This is a genomic window from Nocardiopsis dassonvillei, from assembly GCF_964273065.1.
Taxonomy (GTDB): Bacteria; Actinomycetota; Actinomycetes; order Streptosporangiales; family Streptosporangiaceae; genus Nocardiopsis; species Nocardiopsis dassonvillei_B.
In genome coordinates this window covers 2,253,058-2,269,438 of sequence record NZ_OZ186815.1, presented here as the reverse complement: position 1 = coordinate 2,269,438, position 16,381 = coordinate 2,253,058, and the positions used below count along the sequence as shown (strand labels likewise).

Genomic DNA, 16,381 nt, shown 5'->3' with positions numbered 1-16,381 from the left:
CCAGATGAAGACACGGATCGCCCTCGCCGGGCTCCCCCTGGTGCTCCTGCTGAGCGCCTGCGGCGGCAGCGACCCCTTCGAGGAGGAGAACGGGGGAGGGGGTGCCGAGGGAGGCGGCTCCGGGGCCGTCGTGGTGGGATCGGCGGACTTCCCCGAGAGCGCCCTGCTCGCCGAGATCTACGGGCGCGCCCTGGCCGCCGAGGGGTACGAGGTGGAGTACCAGCTCAACATCGGCAGCCGGGAGGTGTACTACTCGCAGATCGAGTCCGGGCGCCTGTCGGTGTTCCCCGAGTACAACGGGGGCATCCTGGCCTACCTCGACAACCAGGCCCCGGTGGGCACGGCGGAGGAGACCAACGCCGCCATCACCGAGGCGCTGCCCGAGGGGCTGGAGATCCTGGAGTCGTCCGAGGCGGAGAACAAGGACTCCATCACGGTCACCCCGCAGACCGCCCAGGAGTACGACCTGGGGAGCATCGCCGACCTGGCGGGGGTCGCGGAGGACCTGGACCTGGGTGCCCCGCCGGAGTTCGAGACCCGCCCCCAGGGCGTGCCGGGCCTGGCCGACACCTACGGTGTGGAGTTCGGCGGGTTCCGGGCCCTGGACCCGGCGCTGATCCCGCAGGCGCTCCAGGACGGGGACGTGCAGGCCGCGAACCTGTTCACCACCGACCCGCAGATCGCGGCGCAGGGCTTCGTGGTCCTGGAGGACCCCGAGAACCTGTTCGGCGCCCAGAACATCACCCCGCTGATCAACTCCGAGCAGGTGGACGAGGACGCCCGCGCCGTGCTGAACGCGGTGTCGGCGGCGCTGACCACCGAGGAGCTGACGGCGCTCAACGAGCGCATCATCATCGCCAACGACGAGGCGGCCGACGTCGCCCAGGAGTGGCTCCAGGAGCAGGGGCTCGCCTAGGCCGTGTTCTTTCGGACCTCCGCTCCGCTGCGGTTCGCGTTCGGCGCCCCCGGAGGGCGGGAACCCTCGGCTCCACGGGAACGTCCCCGTTCCCCGGACACCCCTCCGGGCCTGCAGAACCCCGCCGGCGCCTCACACCCCCGCGGAGCAGGGAGGCACTCGAGAAACAGGCCCTGGGGCCCCGCGGGGCCGTGCCCGGACCGCGCGGTCCGGGCACGGCCCGGGCGGTCAGTCGACCGGCCGGTACCGCCCGGCCCGGCGCACGAGGGCCGCGCCCGCGCCCCGCACCCGGGGCAGGCCGACGACGTCGGCGAAGAACACGGTGTGGTCGCCCACCTCCACGCTCCGGCGCACCCGGCACTCGAACGCCGCGAGGGCCTCGTCCAGGACGATCGCCCCGGTGCGCTCCCCGCGGTGGTGGTCCTGCCCGGACACCAGCAGCCGGGCGCTGGGCCGCCCCTCGGCGGAGAAGCGGCCCGCCAGCACGGTCTGGCCGCCGCCGAGCACGCTGACCGCGAACGCGCCGGCCTCCCCGATCACCTCGGCCATGTAGCCCTCGGAGTCCACGCTCACCGAGACCACCGGCGGATCGGCGGACACCGACCCGAAGGCGCTCACCGTCGCCCCGACGTCGTCCCGGCCGTCGGCGACGGTCACCACCGTGACCCCGACCGGCAGCAGTCCCATCGCGTCCAGGTACGGGCCGGTCGCCACCAGGTCGCCCACCTCGTCATCCCCCCGCTCGCTCCTCGAAGCCGTCGCCCGATCATGCCGCACCCCGCCGTGTTCCGCGGCACGGGCGCCCGCGGGCGCGTTCCCGCGCCGTCCATCCCCGGAGCACACGGCCGCGCCGCCCGCCGTACCCGCTGCGGCGGCACCGCCGGCCCCGGGTCCCCGCGGCCTCCCGGCCCGGAGCGCCGCGTCCGTGCGTACCGGACCGGAGGGCCCGGCCGCGGAACACGGCCGGGTCCTCCGGTCAGCGGATGCGGCCGAGGTCGGGCATGGTGAGCGGACCCGCCTCCGGCAGGCCCAGGGCCGCCGCGACGCCGCGCAGCGGACCCCAGGCGTCCAGGGCGCTCTGCGGCTGGGAGGCGGCCGGGTCCTCGCTGGACTCGTGCGGGCGCAGCCGGTCCAGAGGGCTCTGGCGCGGGAACGGGCGCAGCGGCAGGGCACGGCCCCCCGCCTTCTCCCGGGCGATGCGCACCGCCGTCTCCAGCCCGCCCAGAGCGTCCACCAGGCCGCGCTCGTGTGCGTCGCGCCCGGTCCACACCCGGCCCCGGGCCACCTCGTGCACCTCTTCGCGGCTCATGCCGCGCGCGTCGGCGACCTTGCCGGTGAAGTCCTCGTAGACGCGGTCCAGCAGGGCGTTGACCCGCTCCCACTCGGAGTCGCTGAACGGCCGGTCGGTGTCGAACATCCCCGCGTGCTCGCCGACGGCCACCGCGTCGCTGGTGATCCCGTACCGCTCCAGCAGCGGTCCCAGCACCGGCTTGCCGACGATGACGCCGATGGACCCGGTCAGGGTGCCGGGCTGGGCCACGATGGCGTCCGAGCCCAGCGTCACGTAGTAGCCGCCCGACCCGGCGATGTCGCCCATCGTCGTCACCACCGGGATGCCCGCCTCGCGGGTCAGCTGCGACTCGCGGCGGATGGCGTCGGAGGCCGTGGGCGAGCCGCCCCGGCTGTCCACCCGGAACACCACCGCCTTGACGTGCGGATCCCGGCGGGCGGCCCGGAACGCGGCCGACACCGTGTCCGACCCCATGACCGTGCCGCCGCCCAGCGGGGAGCGGCGGGTGCGCCCCAGGCTGATCGTCCCGGTGGCGGTGATCAGCGCGATGTGGTCGGCGCCCCCGCCCATCCGCGGACGCGGCGCCGGGGTGCTGCGGCGGTGGTAGCGGGTGACGAAGCTCAGCCGCGGCTCGGCGCCGTCCCTCCCGCGCACCCGGGAGAGCAGGTCGGCGTAGATCTCGTCGCGGTAGGCCAGGCGGTCCACCAGGCCGCTGTCGACCGCCTCCGAGCCCACGAACGGCCCGCGGGAGACGAGGGCGCGCACCTCCTCGGCGGTCAGGGAGCGGGCCGCGGCCACGCCCTCGACCAGCTGGTCCCCCAGGGAGGCGGCGATCCGCTCGACGGCCTCGCGGTGGGCGTCGGTGAAGCCGGTCTCGGTGACCCCGTTGAGGGCGTTCTTGTACTCGTGCCGCCTGCCGACCTCGTAGCCCAGTCCCAGCTTGTCCAGGGCGCCCTTGACGAAGGTGCTCTTGATCTGCAGGCCGGTCAGTCCCAGCACCCCGGTGGGCGCCATGGCGATCTCGGAGAACGCGCAGGCCAGGTAGTAGGGGAGGTTGCCGTCGGCCGCCTCGCCGAAGGAGTCGGCCCAGGCCAGGGCGGGCTTGCCCGCCGCGCGGAAGTCGGCGACGCAGGCGCGCAGCTCCTGCACCTTGGCGAACCCCAGGGAGCGGGTGTCGACCCGGACCAGCAGCGCCGCCACCCCCGGGTCGCGGGCGCCGCGGCGGATCCCCTCCACCACGTCGAGGTAGTGCTGGCGCCGGCGGTTGACGAGCTGGCCGATCGGGTCTCCGGGGGCCTCGTCGGCGACCCCCTCCGTCAGGTCCAGCTCCAGCACCAGGGGCCCGTCGCGGCGGGGCCCGAACCGGTCGAGGGACAAGGGTTGCGTGATCTTCGCGAGGTCCACCATGGCCCCAGGGTAGTCGGCGGGGGACCGCCGGGCGGGGTCCCGCGGCGACCTGTGGACAAAGGGGGTGAAGGGCGACTCGTGCCCGTGCGGGCCGGGTTGTCGGGGGTGCCGCGACATGCCCTAAGGTCGACTGTGTTCTGACCAGCGGAACGCACGGCTTGAGAGGGACGAGGCGATGGCGGGCATCCACGGGCGAGGGGATCGGGCGCGTGTCGCGCGCGCCGCGGGGGCGGCGGCCGCCACCCTGCTGCTGCTGACGGCCTGTTCCGGGGGTTCCGGTGAGGAGGGCGGCGAGGACGCCGGCCTGGAGATGGGCGCCAGCGGCGTCGTCCCCGCCGTGGAGCCGCCCGGCCCCGAGGGGTTCTCCACGCAGACCATCGAGGGCATCCGGATCGACCTCCCCGAGGGCTGGCAGGTGCAGAACGAGGGCGGCAGCCTGTGCGCCAGCCCGCCCGGGCAGGCCGCCTGCGCCTACGGGTCGATCCGGCTCACCCCGCGGGCCGCGCAGAACAACCCCGACGACTGGCCCAAGAAGGGCGACGCCCATGCCAAGGACGACGGCTGGGCGGACGACACGAGCAGCTGCCGCAGCCTCAACACCGCGGCCTCCGGAGGCATCGGCGTCTCCGGGGCGGAGCTGAAGGTCTCCGACTTCACCACGCACGCCAACGACCTCAAGTCCCATCACTCCGTGTGGCAGGTGACCTGCGACAACGACGACACCTTCGAGGTGCGCATGTGGTTCCTGCCCATCAGCGACGTGCTGCTCTACGTGTGGTCGGCCGACTCCCAGTACAGCGCGGTCTACGACCAGGTCGCGGCGTCGATGAACACCGACGGTTACAGCAACTGATCCCGGGCCGGTACGCCGGTTCGGGTGTCCACCGGGTGTCCGGAGGCCGTAGGGTCGTAGTCGTCACCGCTTCGACGCGGTGACGGTGGTTTCAGGCGACGGCGTGAATCGGGGTGCATGCACTGGTGACCGGCATCGGAGCGGCGGGACAGTTGGTTCAGTACACGCTGGAGAACGGGATGCGTCTGGTGACCGCGCCCGCCTCCACGGGTCAGGTGGCCGCCGTGAACCTCTGGTACGGAGTCGGGTCCCGTCACGAGGTGCCCGGTCGCACCGGGTTCGCCCACCTCTTCGAGCACCTGATGTTCCAGGGCAGCGGCAACGTCGCCAAGGGCGAGCACTTCGAGGAGATCGAGCGCCTGGGCGGCGACATCAACGCCTCCACCTCGACCGACCGCACCAACTACTACGAGACGGTGCCCGCCCACGCCCTGGACCGCATCCTGTGGCTGGAGGCCGACCGGCTGGCCACCCTGCGCGACGGGATGACCCAGGAGGTGCTGGACAACCAGCGCGACGTGGTCAAGAACGAGCGCCGCCAGCGCTACGACAACCAGCCCTACGGGACCGCCCTGGAGCGCATCCTGCGCCTGGCCTACCCCGAGGGCCACCCGTACCACCACCCGACCATCGGCTCCATGGCCGACCTGGACGCGGCCGACCTGGACTACGTCAAGTCGTTCCACAAGGCCCACTACGGTCCGGACAACTGCGTCATCACCGTGGTCAGCGACCTGGACCCGGAGGACGTGCGGGCCCGGGTGGAGAAGTACTTCGGGGCCGTCCCGGCCCGGGAGGAGATCCCGGAGGCCCCCGACGCCGCGCTGACCGCCCCGCTCGGCGGCCCGCTCCGGGACGTGGTCGTGGAGACCGTCCCCGCCGCCGGGGTGTTCCTGTGCTACCGGGCGCCCTCCTACGGCGAGCGCGGGTTCGACGTCGCCCACCTGCTCTCGGCCGTGCTCGGCCAGGGCCAGGGCAGCCGCCTGTACCGGTCCCTGGTCGTGGACCGCCCCATCGCCGCCGACGACGGCGGTGCCGCCGCCGACGTCCTGCCGTTCCGCTACACCGACAGCCTGCTGCTGGTGAACATGCTCGCCCGCGAGAACGTGGACGGCGACACGCTGGAGGCGGAGATCCGCGCCGAGATCGCCAAGGCCGTGCAGGGCGTCTCCGAGGAGGAGCTGGACCGGGCGCGCGCCGTCCTGGAGCGCGACCACCTGCAGTCCATCTCCGGCCCGGCCGGGCTGGCCGACGCGATCAGCTCCTGCACCCAGCTGTTCGACGACCCCGAGCTGGCGCTGACCTGGCCGACCCGGTGGCAGGACATCACGGCCGAGGAGGTGCGGGCCGCCGCCGAGCGGCTGCTCGTCGACGAGAACATGCTCGTCGTCCGGTTCGACCCCGAGCCCGCGGCCGCCGCCGAGGCGCTGGAGGCCCAGGCGCAGGCCTCCGCCGCGGCCGCCGACGCCGCCGACGCCTGAGTCCCGCCGAGCCACCACAGAAAGAGTCGCTGAGCATGTCGCAGAACCGCCCGGACCTCGGTACTCCGGCGTCCTACACCTTTCCCCGGCCTGAGCGGATCACCGTCGGCGGCGGCACGGTCGTCGCGATCGACGTCCCCGGCCAGTACCTGGTCTCCGTACGCCTGGTGCACCCCTACGGCGGCGCGGTCGAGCCGCTCGACGCCATGGGCGTGGGGGCCCTGACCAGCGAGGTGCTGGAGGACGGTCCCGACGGGAACAGCTCGCTGGCGCCCGCCCTGGAGCGGCACGGCGCCGAGTGGGTGTCCCGTATCAACTGGGACGGGTTCATCACCGGCGTGGACGTCCCCGTGGGGCGCCTGGGCGAGGCCGTCCGGCTCTTCGCCGACGCGGTGCGCCGCCCCGCCCTGAACACCGACGACATCGTCCGCCGCCGCGAGCAGCTGCTGGAGCGCTTCTGGCTGGAGGCCGCCACCGCCAGCACCCTGGCCATGCGCAGCCTCGGCGGGCAGCTGTTCACCGGCCGCTACGCCACCCCGCTGGCCGGGGGGCCGGTCAGGCTCGCCGACATCGCCCCCGAGACCGTCGCGTCCTACCACGCCGACACCCTGGCCTCCGTCGCGGGCACCCTCGTGGTGGTCGGCGACCTGAGCGGGGTCGACCTGGTGGAACTGGGCAAGACCGTGTTCGGTGACACCGCGCCCGCGCCCGCGCGGGTGATCGACGCCCCCGCCCCGCCGCCCGGGGAGCTGCCCCGCGTGCTCATCGTGGACCGCCCCGGGTCGGTGCAGTCGGCCCTGGTCATCGCCCACCGGGCGCCCTCGCGCTCCCAGGTGGACCTGCCCCGCGCGGAGGGTATCGGCGAGGTGCTGGGCGGTATGTTCACCTCCCGGCTCAACCTGGAGCTGCGCGAGCGCCTGGGGTACACCTACGGGGCCGGGGCGCGGTTCGACCTGCGCCGCGACAGCGGGGTGTTCTTCATGTCCGCCCAGGTGGAGGCGGACACCACCGCGCACTCCATCACCTCCTCCCTGGAGCAGGTGGCGAAGCTGCGCGAGGGCGGGGTCACCGAGGAGGAGCTGGCCGCGGTGCGCGACTCCAACACGGTCGGCCTGCCGGTCACCTACTCCACCGCGCGCTCCATGGCCGGCGCCCTGGTGGACATGGTCGTCCACGACCTGCCCGACGACCACGTGGACACCGTCCGGGCCGGGTACGAGCGGCTCACCAAGAAGGACCTGGACTCGGCCGCGGTCGAGTACCTGCGCCCGGAGGAGGCCGTGGTGATCGTCGTCGGCGACGCCGAGCGGCTGCGCTCCCCGCTCGCCGACACCGGGGTCGGCCCGGTCGAGGTGCGCACCCCCGACGAACTCTGGGTGTGAAACCCGGGACGGATGTGAACCGATGCGCCGTCCGGCGCATCCCATCCGACGTGGGCCCCTCCTTCTCCGGAAACGGGTGAAGGGAGGGGCCCGGGGTGCATGTGTTCGCTTTCCCCGGACATAACGAAAGCGAACCTATGTGCCGGTGTTATGGCAACGCCCGGCAGGGCTCCCACGTCCTGCTGGTATAACGAGTGATCCGTGCACCTACGTGGTGACAGCGACCGCAATGCTCCGCAGGAGGCCACCATGGCCGGTGAATGGACCCGTGGATAACCGTGTCCTCCCTAGACGACCCCCACACGCAGCGCCCCGGGGCGGCGCCCGATTCCGTGCGCCCGGAGGAGGAGGCAGCCGTGGCCGCCTCCAAGCCTGAGGGACGCCTGCTGAAGGGCCGCTACCAACTGGTGTCGGAGATCGCCCGCGGGGGCGTGGGCACCGTCTGGCGCGCCGTGGACCTGGTGATCGACCGCGAGGTCGCGGTCAAGGAACTGCGCCTGCCCGAGTCCCTGAGCAGGGCCGAGCGCGAGTCGCTGCTCCTGCGCACCACCCGTGAGGCCCGTGTGGCCGGGCGGCTGAGCCACCCCAGCCTCATCACGGTGCTCGACGTGGTCGACGAGGACGGCCGCCCGTGGATCGTCATGGAGCTGCTGGAGGCCTCCACCCTGGAGGAGGTCATCGAGGTCGGCGGACCGCTGCCCTACCAGCGGGTGGCCGAGATCGGGCTGCAGCTCATCGACGCCCTGAAGGTCGCCCACAACGAGGGCATCGTGCACCGCGACGTCAAGCCCGGCAACGTGATGATCACCAGCGGCGGCCGCGTGGTGCTCACCGACTTCGGCCTGGCGGCGTGGAACGGCGAGTCGGCGCTCAGCGAGTCCGGCCGCATCGTGGGCTCCCCGGCGTACCTGTCGCCGGAGCGGGCCAAGGCGGGCCCGGTGGGACCGGAGTCGGACCTGTGGTCGCTGGGCGCCACCCTGTACGCGGCGGTGGAGGGGCACACGCCCTACGACCGCAAGGGCTACATCAAGATCCTGCGCCAGGAGCCGCTGGAGGAGCCCGCGACGGCGGAGCGGGCGGGCCCGCTGGCGCCGGCGCTGGCCGGGCTGCTCAAGGTGGAGCCGGGCGAGCGGCTGACCGCGGACAACGCCGCGAAGATGCTGCGCATCGCGGCGCTGGCGCCGTGGAGCGGCGAGGACGGCGGGAGCCGGGAGGCGCCCGGGGAGGCCGACGGGGCCCCGGCGGGCGAGGAGCCCGCGGAGGCCGCGGTCCCCGAGCCGCGCGAGTCCGCGCGCGAGCACTTCAAGGCGGGCGGCCGGGTGCTGGCCGAGAACATCAGCGACCGGCTGCGCAACAGCCCGGAGGCGATGGGCGCGTTCGTGGCCTCGCTGCGCGAGTCCACCGACACCCTGGGGCTCACCAACCCGGGGCGGCACGCCGGGAAGGCCGGGGCGGGTGCGCCCGCGCGGGTCGCCGCGGTCGCGCTGGGGGTGCTGGTGCTGCTGGCCATCGTGCTGTGGGCCCTGCTGGGCCGCTGACGGGCCGGGGTCGCGTGCCGGGACCGGGCGGTGCGGCCGCAGGCCCCGGGGCAGGGGAGCCCGGCGCGCGCGGCGAGGCGGGCGAGTAGGGCCGGCGGGACTCGAACCCGCACTGTACAGCACCTAAAGCTGGCGTCTCCTGCCAATTGGACTACGGCCCCCCGGGGTGTACCCGTGGGCACAACTGTACCGGGATCGGGAGGGGGACCGGCCGCCGGACCGCGGGGTCCCGCGTCCCGGCGGTCCGGCGGCCGGGACGCGGGTCACACGCCCAGTTCGCGCTTGATGCGGTCGACGTGGCCGGTGGCCTTCACGTTGTAGAAGGCCTTGACGACCCTGCCGTCGGTACCGACGATCACCGTGGACCGGATGACGCCCTGGACGACGCGGCCGTAGTTCTTCTTCTCCCCGAAGGCGCCGTAGGCCCGCAGGGTCTCCTTGCCGGGGTCGCCGACGAGGGTGAAGGTCAGGCCCTCCTTGTCGCGGAACCTCGCCAGCTTGTCGGTGGTGTCGGGGGACACGCCGATGACGGTGAAGCCCGCGGAGTCGAACTCGCGGAGGTTGTCGCGGAAGTCGCAGGCCTCGGTGGTGCAGCCCGGGGTCATCGCGGCCGGGTAGAAGTAGAGCACGACGCTCTTGTCGGTCCGGGCCAGGACCTCGCTCAGCGTCACGGGCTTGCCGTCGGCGTCCTCCAGGGTGAAGTCGGGCGCCTGGTCGCCGGGCTCCAGTCGGATCGGGTCGCTCACGTGGGATTCCTCTCTGCCGCCGGGCGCCGGTCGGCCCCGGCCGTTCTCGCCGTCCACACTAACGACCCGGTGGCGGCGGGGTGGAGGTGTCTCGTGGTTCGGTTGCGATTCCGGTTCGGTTCGTCCGCTCCGGGATCGGGCGGTGGTTCGATCACCTATTGTTGACGCACTTCACGATTGGTCGGTTGGGAGTCTCGGCACCGATGTCTGCATTCACGCTCGACGAGGTCAGGGACCGTACGCTCAAGGAGCGCGATTCCTGGTGGACGGTGTACCTCGTGGACCCGGTCGCGGTCCGCCTGGTGCGCCAGGTCGCCAACCGGACGTCGGTCACCCCCAACCAGCTGACGGTGCTGGCGCTCTTCCTGGGCCTGGGGGCGGCGGTGTGCTTCGCCCTGGGCTACCGGCAGTTCCTGCTGCTGGGCGCGGCGCTGTACTTCCTGTCGTTCCTGGTGGACTGCATGGACGGCAAGCTGGCCCGGCTGACCGGCACCGAGACGGTGTTCGGCGCCTGGGTGGACTACGTCTCCGACCGGTTCCGGGTGCTGGTGTGCGTGGTGGCCCTGATGGGCGGCCAGTACGTGGTGGCCGAGGAGGTCGACCCGGGCGCGGAACCGGTGTGGTTCGTGTGGCTGGCCCTGGCCGTGGTGTTCCTGGACATGCTGCGCTACCTCAACGCCCTGCAGGTGTACAAGGTGCGCCGGGAGATGCGCTCGCACCTGGCGGCGGCGCTGGAGCGGGCCAGGGCGACCCTGTCGATGCTGGGCCCGGAGGAGGACGACACCTCGGCGGCGACCGGGGCGGGCGGCCGCACCATGAGCGACGGCGGCGAGCAGGCGGTTCTCAGGCACGGGATCTCGGTGCTGGAGGGGATCCTGCGCACCCAGACCGAGCGGGAGAACCGCAACCGGCGCACGGCGGGCAAACAGCCCGACCTGACCCTGCCCAAGGTGGACCTGCACCAGGAGTTCCGCACGCGCTTCCCCTGGTACCAGCGGTTCTGGTCGGCGCTCAACGCGCGCCGGGTGCGCACCCACCTGGTGGGCGGCATCGAGTTCCAGATGGCGGTGTTCGTGGTCGCCCCGGTGGTGGCCGCGCTGGCGGGCGCCCCGTCCGCTATCGGCTGGATCACCGCGGTCGCGGGTGTTTTGCTCCTCGCGTTCGAGATCGCCATCATCTATAAACTGTGGTTGTCCACGCGGGACTTCTTCCGTGTGGTCGACGGAATCGACAGCGCGCTGAGATTCTCCGGTCCGTCCGACGGCGCGGAGGGCGGAGCCGGAGGGGGCCGGGATCCCGGCTCGGACTCGGGGTCCCGGACGACTCTGCGCTAATGAGAGAGGCGGCCCAGATGGCGGCAGGCGACACCGAACCGCGCCGGACCCCGGCCGAGATCGAGGCCGAGATCAACCGCGAACAGCGGCGACTCGCCGAGACCATCGACGAGTTGGTGGTCTCGGCCCGTCCCGCGAACATCGCGCGGCGCCAGGTCGCGAAGGCCAAGGAGACGGGCGGCCGGATCCTGGACGAGGCCCGCGCGCTCGTCGTCGGCGGCGGGGCGGTGCGGGTGGAGAGCCACCTGGTCGAGCCGGAGGAGGGGAGCATCCTCCTGAGGGGCGACGACGAGGTCGTGACGACGTACCAGTCGCGCGGGCAGCTGCCCCCCGAGGCCGTGATCCTCGCGGTGGGCGTCGGCGCGGTGATCGCGGTCGGCGTGGCGGCGCTGATCATGCGGCGCCGGCGCGGGTAGCGCGGAAAAGACGGCCCGAGGGGCCCGTGTCCGTCGGGACGCGGGCCCCTCGGCGTCGCCGCGGGTGCTACAGGAAGGTCCGCCCCTCGCCGCGGTAGGTGGGAACGGCGCGCACGTACTCACCGGTGTCGGAGTCGATGAGGTGCAGGGTGTCGAAGCGCTCGCACAGCTCACCGGCCTTGGTGTGGCGCATCCACACCCGGTCGCCGATCTCCAGGGTGTCGGCGGCGGCGCCCAGCAGCGGGGTCTGGACCTCGCCCGCGCCCTCGTTGGCGCTGTAGGACAGCCCGGCCGGCAGGTGGGGGACGGGCAGGCGCAGGGTGTCGGCGGGCCCGGACGCGAGGTAGCCGCCGCCCAGGGCGGTGACCGCGCCCCGGGCGGGGCGGCGTACGACGGGCAGCGCGAACAGGGCGGCCGGGCGGCCCCGGAAGGACCGGTAGTAGTCGAACAGGTGCGGGTGGTACAGGCCCGACCCGGCGCCCAGTTCGGTCACGGCCCTCTCCCGGCCGGTGGTGTGCAGGCTGCCGGTGCCGCCGCCGTTGACGAACCGGATCGGGGCGACCTCGCGGACGGCGCGGACGATGGCGGCGCGGCGCCTGGCGAGTTCGACGGCGGAGCGGTGCTGGACGGCGCGCAGGACGCGGCCGTAGAGGGGGCGGCCGGGCGGGGCGTCGCCGACTCCGGCGATCTGGGCCTCGTAGGCCATGATCCCGTCGAGGCGGAGCTCGGGGCGGCGCAGGACGGCGCGGGCCAGGGCCGCGGCCTGGGCGGGGGTGCGCACGGGGGAGCGGAGGCTGCCGATGCGGACCCGCGGGCCCAGCGGCTGCCAGCTGGTGTCGATGTCCAGGCAGACCCGGACGGGGGGAGCGTCGGCGGGCCGGGTGCCGTCGCGTTCGGCGGCGGCCACCGCCCGGGAGATGAGGTCCAGGTGGGCGGTGTCGTCGACCATGAGGGTGACGGCGCCCAGGGCCGCAGGGTCGGCGGCCAGGCGGCCCAGGGCCGCGGTGTCGGCGGTGGGGTAGGCGACCAGGATGTCGCGGCCGACGGGGCCGCCGGGGTCGCCCTGGGCGAGCCAGAGCGCTTCGGGCAGGGTGAACGCCATGACGCCCTCGTAGCCGGGGGTCTCCAGCACGGTGTGCAGCAGTGCGCGGCAGCGCACGGACTTGCTGGCGACCCGGATGGGCCTGCCGTGCGCGCGGCGGGTGAGGGCGGCCGCGTTGGCACGGAAGGCGGCCAGGTCGACCACGGCGAAGGGGGCCTGGAGTTCGCGCGTCGCGGCCTCGTACTTCTCACGCAGGCTTGTCATGCCTCCGAGGATGCCAGAACATGAATCCTTTTCATATTCCCTGGGCGCAAATCAGACGATCCGTCCGGACCGCTCGCCCGGACCGGACCGTCCTCCCGCGCGGCGCGTGTGAGCCGTGGCCCTCTTCGGCCGCCGCCCCCCGGCGGGGTCTCCCGGTGGATATCCTGGGACGTCACGGCCGTACGGCCGGTCCGACCCCAGAAACGGTTTTCTCCCATGAGCGAGCGCGAGTACATCCTGACGCTGTCGTGCCCCGACAGCCGCGGCATCGTCGCGGCGGTGGCCAATCTGCTGTCCGACCACGGCTGCAACATCACCGAGAGCCAGCAGTACGGCGACCACTACACCGGCCGGTTCTTCCTGCGGATGCAGTTCGTGGCCGAGGCCGGCGAGCACGGGGTCGTCGGCGAGGACGTGCTGCGCGGCGCCTTCGCGGCGCTGGCCGGGGACTTCGGCGGCGCCGGCGCCGCCTCCGTGGAGTGGACGCTCAGCCCGCGCGACGTGCGCCCCCGCATGATCGTGATGGTGTCCAAGTTCGGCCACTGCCTCAACGACCTGCTCTACCGGCACCGCAGCGGCCTGCTGGACATCGACATCGCCGCGGTCGTCTCCAACCACCCCGACCTGGAGTTCCTGGCCGACTCCTACGGGGTGGACTTCCACCACCTGCCGGTGACCCCGCAGACCAAGGGCGAGCAGGAGGCCAGGCTGCTGGAGCTGGTCGGCTCCTACGACGTGGACCTGGTGGTGCTGGCCCGGTACATGCAGGTGCTGTCCGAGAAGCTGTGCACCAAGATGTCGGGCCGGATCATCAACATCCACCACTCGTTCCTGCCGAGCTTCAAGGGCGCCCGGCCCTACCACCAGGCGCACGCGCGCGGGGTCAAGCTCATCGGCGCCACCGCCCACTACGTCACCGCGGACCTGGACGAGGGCCCGATCATCGAGCAGGAGGCGGCCCGGGTCGACCACACCCACAGCCCCGAGAAGCTCACCGAGATCGGCCGCGACCTGGAGTCGGTCGCGCTGGCCCGCGCCGTCAACTGGCACGCCCAGCGGCGGGTCCTCCTCAACGGGGACAAGACCGTCGTCTTCGGGTGAGCCGACCCGTACCTGTTTTCGGACGTTCCAGGGGCGCCTTCGGGCGCCCCTTCGTTTTCAGCCCGCGAGGGGGTTCCCGAACGGGTTTTGGGGCAGGGATGGGGATGCCGTTACCTGTTCTGTCCTGCAAAACCTTACTCCAAGTACCTTGTTGACTACGCACAGTGCGTATATGGTGTGATCCAGTTCGAAACCCGTTCGGTCCCTCGGGGGAAGCGGGTCGCGGGTTTCGGTCCGAAACCCCGGGGCGGGAGTCCCGGGCGAAGGGGCGTGAACACATGGGTAAGCACTTCGACGACCTGGGCGGCAAGGCCAAGGAGGCCTACGGCAAGGCCGCCGGCGACCGGTCCACGGAGGCCGAGGGCAAGGTCGACCAGGCCAAGGCGGGCGCCAAGGACGCCGCCGACAAGGCGAAGGACAAGGCCGGGAAGGCCGTCGAGAACGCCGGCGAGAAGATCAAGGGCGTCTTCAAGCGCTGACGCCGCCGTCCACACGACCGGAGCCCGAACGGGCTCGCCTGCACACTGCGTAGGGGGACCAGTGTCGGATACCAGGACCGAGGCCAAGGTGCCGGGCGCCCGGATGGCGAACGGCCCGGGGGACGCCGAGGGCGGCCACACCCACATCGCCGACGGCGTCGTCGCCAAGATCGCGGGCATGGCCGCCCGTGAGATCGGCGGCGTGTACGCCATGGGCGGCGGGGCCGCCCGGGCCATGGGGGCCGTCAGGGACGTCGTCACCGGCGGCGGGGACAAGGGATCGGTGGCGCGCGGCGTCGCGGTGGAGGTCGGGGAGCGGCAGGCCGCCGTCGACATCGACCTCGTCGTCGAGTACGGCGCCGCCATCCAGGACATCGCCACGGCCGTGCGCCGCAACGTCACCAACTCCATCGTGAAGATGACCGGCCTCGAGGTCACCGAGATCAACATCAGGGTGGACGACATCCACCTGCCCGATGAGGACGACGGTGACAGCGGTGACGGCGGGGACGCCCCGCCCAGGGTCCAGTAGCCGTGGCCGGCGTCGACGAGCCGGGGGAGACCGCCCGGCGGATGGCACGGGCGGCCCTGCGGTCCCCGCACGTGGTCGAACTGTCCGCTGGGGCCTTCGGGACGCTGTCCACCCCCGTGCCGGGCGGCCGCGTACGGGGGGTGGCGGTGCGTGCGGACACCGCCGAGGTCGGCGTCGTGGTCCACTTCGGGCGACCGCTGCCGGAGATCGCGGGCGAGCTCCGCAGGGAACTCGCCCCGCTCTCCGGCGGCCGCGCCGTCCACATCTGCGTGGAGGACGTGGTCGCCGGCGCGACGGGCACCCGGGCCCGGCCGTGAACGAGATCAGCGCTGGACAGAAGGGGGAGGCCATGTGGCCCATAGTCGGACTGTCCTACGGGACGGTACTGGGGTTGGCGGGAGCGTTCGGCGGCTTCGCGGCCTTCGCGCTCGTACTGGTCCTGGGCCTGGCCGGATTCGTCGCGGGCCGGGCCATGGAGGGCGACATCGACCTGAGCGAGATGTTCTCGCGGCGTTCGGCCTGAGGGGCGCGGCCGTGGCGGGAACGCGTACACACGAGGTCCCCCGGCAGCGGGGGGAGACCGCTGACCGGGGGCGGCACGTCCGCTCCGGGCAGCGGCCCGACCCCGGCGGGCGCACGGACATCGGGACCGGGGTCATCGAGAAGACCGCCGCCCGGGCCGCGGGCGAGGTCGCCGGGGCGCGGCCGGCGGCCCGGGGGCGGGCGGTCCGCGCCCGGGTCAGCGGGGACGTCGTCCTGCTGCGCCTGCGGGTCTGCGTGGACTACCCGGAGCCCCTGCGCCGGACCGCCGCTCTCATCCGCTCCCGGGTCCGGGAACGGGTCGAGCACGCCACCGGCAAACAGGTGCACCACATCGACATCGAGATCGCCGAAACGGTGCGCTGACCGCACCGTTCCACCGCTCCGCGACGGCGGGCCGGGGTGGCCCGTCCTCCCCGGCCCGGTCGGGGGCCGCCGTGCTAGGAGTACTGATGACCACCGTGGAAGAGGTGCTCGGCCGTCCCGACCAGGGGGTCGACCGGGAGGCCAGGAGAGTGGCCGTCCACACGTTCCGCCCCCGCCGGTCATGGCCCGCGGTGCTCACCGGGTTCGTGGTCCTCATCGTCGCGGTCATCGCCGCGGCCGAGGTCATCGCCGCGCTGGCGGGCAGCCCGCTGGGCCTGTTCCCCGTGGGCGGCGCGACGGAGTACGCGCAGACCACCACCTGGTCGCAGCCGTCCGTGCAGATCGCCTCCGGGCTGCTGGCCCTGATCGGGCTCGTCCTGATCGCGGCGGCGCTCGCGCCGGGGCGCGGGCACTGGACGGCGCTGCGCACCGACGACCCGGCACTGGTCGTGGGCATGACCCGCAGCGCGCTGCGCCGCGCGGTGGCCGCCGCCGCCCAGGACGTCAGCGGCGTCGACCACGTCGGGGTGCACGTGCGCGGCAGCCGCATCCGGGTGCAGGTGCGCACGGGGATGCGCGATGCGCCGGAACTCCCGGCGGAGGTGACCGCCGCCGTGGAGCGGCGGCTGGAGGAGCTGGCTCCGCTGCGCAGTCTGCGGATCGCCACCCATGTCCGCTACGGGGAAGGGTGAC

At 73.2% G+C, this 16,381-nt stretch carries 18 protein-coding genes and 1 tRNA gene; 14 read left to right on the top strand and 5 right to left on the bottom strand.

Annotation, left to right across the window (positions count from 1 at the left end; translation table 11 throughout):
• Window positions 1-4: 4 nt before the first annotated feature.
• Window positions 5-916, top strand: coding sequence for an ABC transporter substrate-binding protein (locus ACSUPR_RS10005; protein WP_436890874.1), 912 nt, complete (start codon window positions 5-7; stop codon window positions 914-916).
• Window positions 917-1,144: 228 nt separating this feature from the next.
• Here the strand turns inward: ACSUPR_RS10005 and ACSUPR_RS10000 are convergent, their stop codons facing one another.
• Together ACSUPR_RS10000 and sppA are read right to left on the bottom strand one after the other, a co-directional pair.
• Entirely contained in the window at window positions 1,145-1,603 is a 459-nt protein-coding gene (locus ACSUPR_RS10000; protein WP_436891942.1) for a flavin reductase family protein, read from the bottom strand.
• 289 nt (window positions 1,604-1,892) lie between these two features.
• The gene (sppA, locus tag ACSUPR_RS09995; RefSeq protein ID WP_436890873.1) at window positions 1,893-3,614 is read right to left on the bottom strand and encodes a signal peptide peptidase SppA; all 1,722 of its coding nucleotides are present in this window, start codon (window positions 3,612-3,614) and stop codon (window positions 1,893-1,895) included.
• Window positions 3,615-3,789: 175 nt separating this feature from the next.
• On the opposite strand from sppA, the gene ACSUPR_RS09990 reads away from it, so the two are divergent.
• The 4 genes from ACSUPR_RS09990 to ACSUPR_RS09975 all read left to right on the top strand — a co-directional run bounded on the left by ACSUPR_RS09990 (window position 3,790) and on the right by ACSUPR_RS09975 (window position 8,868).
• Window positions 3,790-4,467, top strand: coding sequence for a hypothetical protein (locus ACSUPR_RS09990; RefSeq protein ID WP_436890872.1), 678 nt, complete (start codon window positions 3,790-3,792; stop codon window positions 4,465-4,467).
• 125 nt (window positions 4,468-4,592) lie between these two features.
• Window positions 4,593-5,948 (top strand): M16 family metallopeptidase, encoded by a 1,356-nt coding sequence (locus tag ACSUPR_RS09985; RefSeq protein WP_436890871.1) that lies wholly within the window; start codon window positions 4,593-4,595, stop codon window positions 5,946-5,948.
• A gap of 35 nt (window positions 5,949-5,983) precedes the next feature.
• Entirely contained in the window at window positions 5,984-7,330 is a 1,347-nt protein-coding gene (locus ACSUPR_RS09980; protein WP_436890870.1) for a M16 family metallopeptidase, read from the top strand.
• Between the two features lie 260 nt (window positions 7,331-7,590).
• Window positions 7,591-8,868: a serine/threonine-protein kinase gene (locus ACSUPR_RS09975; protein ID WP_436890869.1), complete on the top strand. Its 1,278-nt coding sequence runs from the start codon at window positions 7,591-7,593 to the stop codon at window positions 8,866-8,868.
• An 86-nt stretch (window positions 8,869-8,954) separates the two neighbouring features.
• Here the strand turns inward: ACSUPR_RS09975 and ACSUPR_RS09970 are convergent.
• Together ACSUPR_RS09970 and bcp are read right to left on the bottom strand one after the other, a co-directional pair.
• Window positions 8,955-9,029 (bottom strand) — tRNA-Leu (locus tag ACSUPR_RS09970).
• A gap of 102 nt (window positions 9,030-9,131) precedes the next feature.
• Window positions 9,132-9,614, bottom strand: coding sequence for a thioredoxin-dependent thiol peroxidase (gene bcp / locus ACSUPR_RS09965; RefSeq protein ID WP_436890868.1), 483 nt, complete (start codon window positions 9,612-9,614; stop codon window positions 9,132-9,134).
• Window positions 9,615-9,817: 203 nt separating this feature from the next.
• On the opposite strand from bcp, the gene ACSUPR_RS09960 reads away from it, so the two are divergent.
• Window positions 9,818-10,948: a CDP-alcohol phosphatidyltransferase family protein gene (locus tag ACSUPR_RS09960; RefSeq protein ID WP_436890867.1), complete on the top strand. Its 1,131-nt coding sequence runs from the start codon at window positions 9,818-9,820 to the stop codon at window positions 10,946-10,948.
• Window positions 10,949-10,965: 17 nt separating this feature from the next.
• Entirely contained in the window at window positions 10,966-11,364 is a 399-nt protein-coding gene (locus ACSUPR_RS09955) for a DUF3618 domain-containing protein (protein ID WP_436891941.1), read from the top strand.
• Window positions 11,365-11,431: 67 nt separating this feature from the next.
• On the opposite strand, the gene ACSUPR_RS09950 is transcribed toward ACSUPR_RS09955, so the two are convergent.
• Window positions 11,432-12,670 carry an alanine racemase gene (locus ACSUPR_RS09950; protein WP_436890866.1) on the bottom strand — a complete coding sequence of 413 codons (1,239 nt, stop codon included), beginning with the start codon at window positions 12,668-12,670 and terminating at the stop codon, window positions 11,432-11,434.
• A 216-nt stretch (window positions 12,671-12,886) separates the two neighbouring features.
• Between ACSUPR_RS09950 and purU the strand changes: the two genes are divergently transcribed.
• From purU to ACSUPR_RS09915, 7 genes are all read left to right on the top strand, one after another.
• Window positions 12,887-13,771: a formyltetrahydrofolate deformylase gene (purU, locus tag ACSUPR_RS09945; RefSeq protein ID WP_436890865.1), complete on the top strand. Its 885-nt coding sequence runs from the start codon at window positions 12,887-12,889 to the stop codon at window positions 13,769-13,771.
• Between the two features lie 278 nt (window positions 13,772-14,049).
• Window positions 14,050-14,250, top strand: coding sequence for a CsbD family protein (locus ACSUPR_RS09940; RefSeq protein ID WP_436890864.1), 201 nt, complete (start codon window positions 14,050-14,052; stop codon window positions 14,248-14,250).
• A 61-nt stretch (window positions 14,251-14,311) separates the two neighbouring features.
• Window positions 14,312-14,782, top strand: a complete 471-nt coding sequence (locus ACSUPR_RS09935; protein ID WP_436890863.1) for an Asp23/Gls24 family envelope stress response protein — start codon at window positions 14,312-14,314, stop codon at window positions 14,780-14,782.
• A gap of 2 nt (window positions 14,783-14,784) precedes the next feature.
• Entirely contained in the window at window positions 14,785-15,099 is a 315-nt protein-coding gene (locus ACSUPR_RS09930) for a hypothetical protein (RefSeq protein ID WP_436890862.1), read from the top strand.
• A 32-nt stretch (window positions 15,100-15,131) separates the two neighbouring features.
• Entirely contained in the window at window positions 15,132-15,305 is a 174-nt protein-coding gene (locus tag ACSUPR_RS09925; RefSeq protein ID WP_436890861.1) for a hypothetical protein, read from the top strand.
• Between the two features lie 11 nt (window positions 15,306-15,316).
• Complete coding sequence (locus ACSUPR_RS09920) at window positions 15,317-15,688, top strand: hypothetical protein (RefSeq protein ID WP_436890860.1); 372 nt, start codon at window positions 15,317-15,319, stop codon at window positions 15,686-15,688.
• An 86-nt stretch (window positions 15,689-15,774) separates the two neighbouring features.
• Window positions 15,775-16,380 carry a DUF6286 domain-containing protein gene (locus ACSUPR_RS09915; RefSeq protein ID WP_436890859.1) on the top strand — a complete coding sequence of 202 codons (606 nt, stop codon included), beginning with the start codon at window positions 15,775-15,777 and terminating at the stop codon, window positions 16,378-16,380.
• Window position 16,381 lies beyond the last annotated feature (1 nt).

Coding starts and splice junctions, on each gene's coding strand:
- ACSUPR_RS10000 (WP_436891942.1), bottom strand. CDS start 1,603: ATGGGACTGCTGCCGGTCGGGGTCACGGTGGTGACCGTCGCCGACGGC.
- ACSUPR_RS09950 (WP_436890866.1), bottom strand. CDS start 12,670: ATGACAAGCCTGCGTGAGAAGTACGAGGCCGCGACGCGCGAACTCCAG.
- ACSUPR_RS09915 (WP_436890859.1), top strand. CDS start 15,775: ATGACCACCGTGGAAGAGGTGCTCGGCCGTCCCGACCAGGGGGTCGAC.
- ACSUPR_RS09990 (WP_436890872.1), top strand. CDS start 3,790: ATGGCGGGCATCCACGGGCGAGGGGATCGGGCGCGTGTCGCGCGCGCC.
- ACSUPR_RS09960 (WP_436890867.1), top strand. CDS start 9,818: ATGTCTGCATTCACGCTCGACGAGGTCAGGGACCGTACGCTCAAGGAG.
- ACSUPR_RS10005 (WP_436890874.1), top strand. CDS start 5: ATGAAGACACGGATCGCCCTCGCCGGGCTCCCCCTGGTGCTCCTGCTG.
- ACSUPR_RS09925 (WP_436890861.1), top strand. CDS start 15,132: ATGTGGCCCATAGTCGGACTGTCCTACGGGACGGTACTGGGGTTGGCG.
- ACSUPR_RS09955 (WP_436891941.1), top strand. CDS start 10,966: ATGGCGGCAGGCGACACCGAACCGCGCCGGACCCCGGCCGAGATCGAG.
- sppA (WP_436890873.1), bottom strand. CDS start 3,614: ATGGTGGACCTCGCGAAGATCACGCAACCCTTGTCCCTCGACCGGTTC.
- ACSUPR_RS09975 (WP_436890869.1), top strand. CDS start 7,591: ATGGACCCGTGGATAACCGTGTCCTCCCTAGACGACCCCCACACGCAG.
- ACSUPR_RS09940 (WP_436890864.1), top strand. CDS start 14,050: ATGGGTAAGCACTTCGACGACCTGGGCGGCAAGGCCAAGGAGGCCTAC.
- purU (WP_436890865.1), top strand. CDS start 12,887: ATGAGCGAGCGCGAGTACATCCTGACGCTGTCGTGCCCCGACAGCCGC.
- ACSUPR_RS09980 (WP_436890870.1), top strand. CDS start 5,984: ATGTCGCAGAACCGCCCGGACCTCGGTACTCCGGCGTCCTACACCTTT.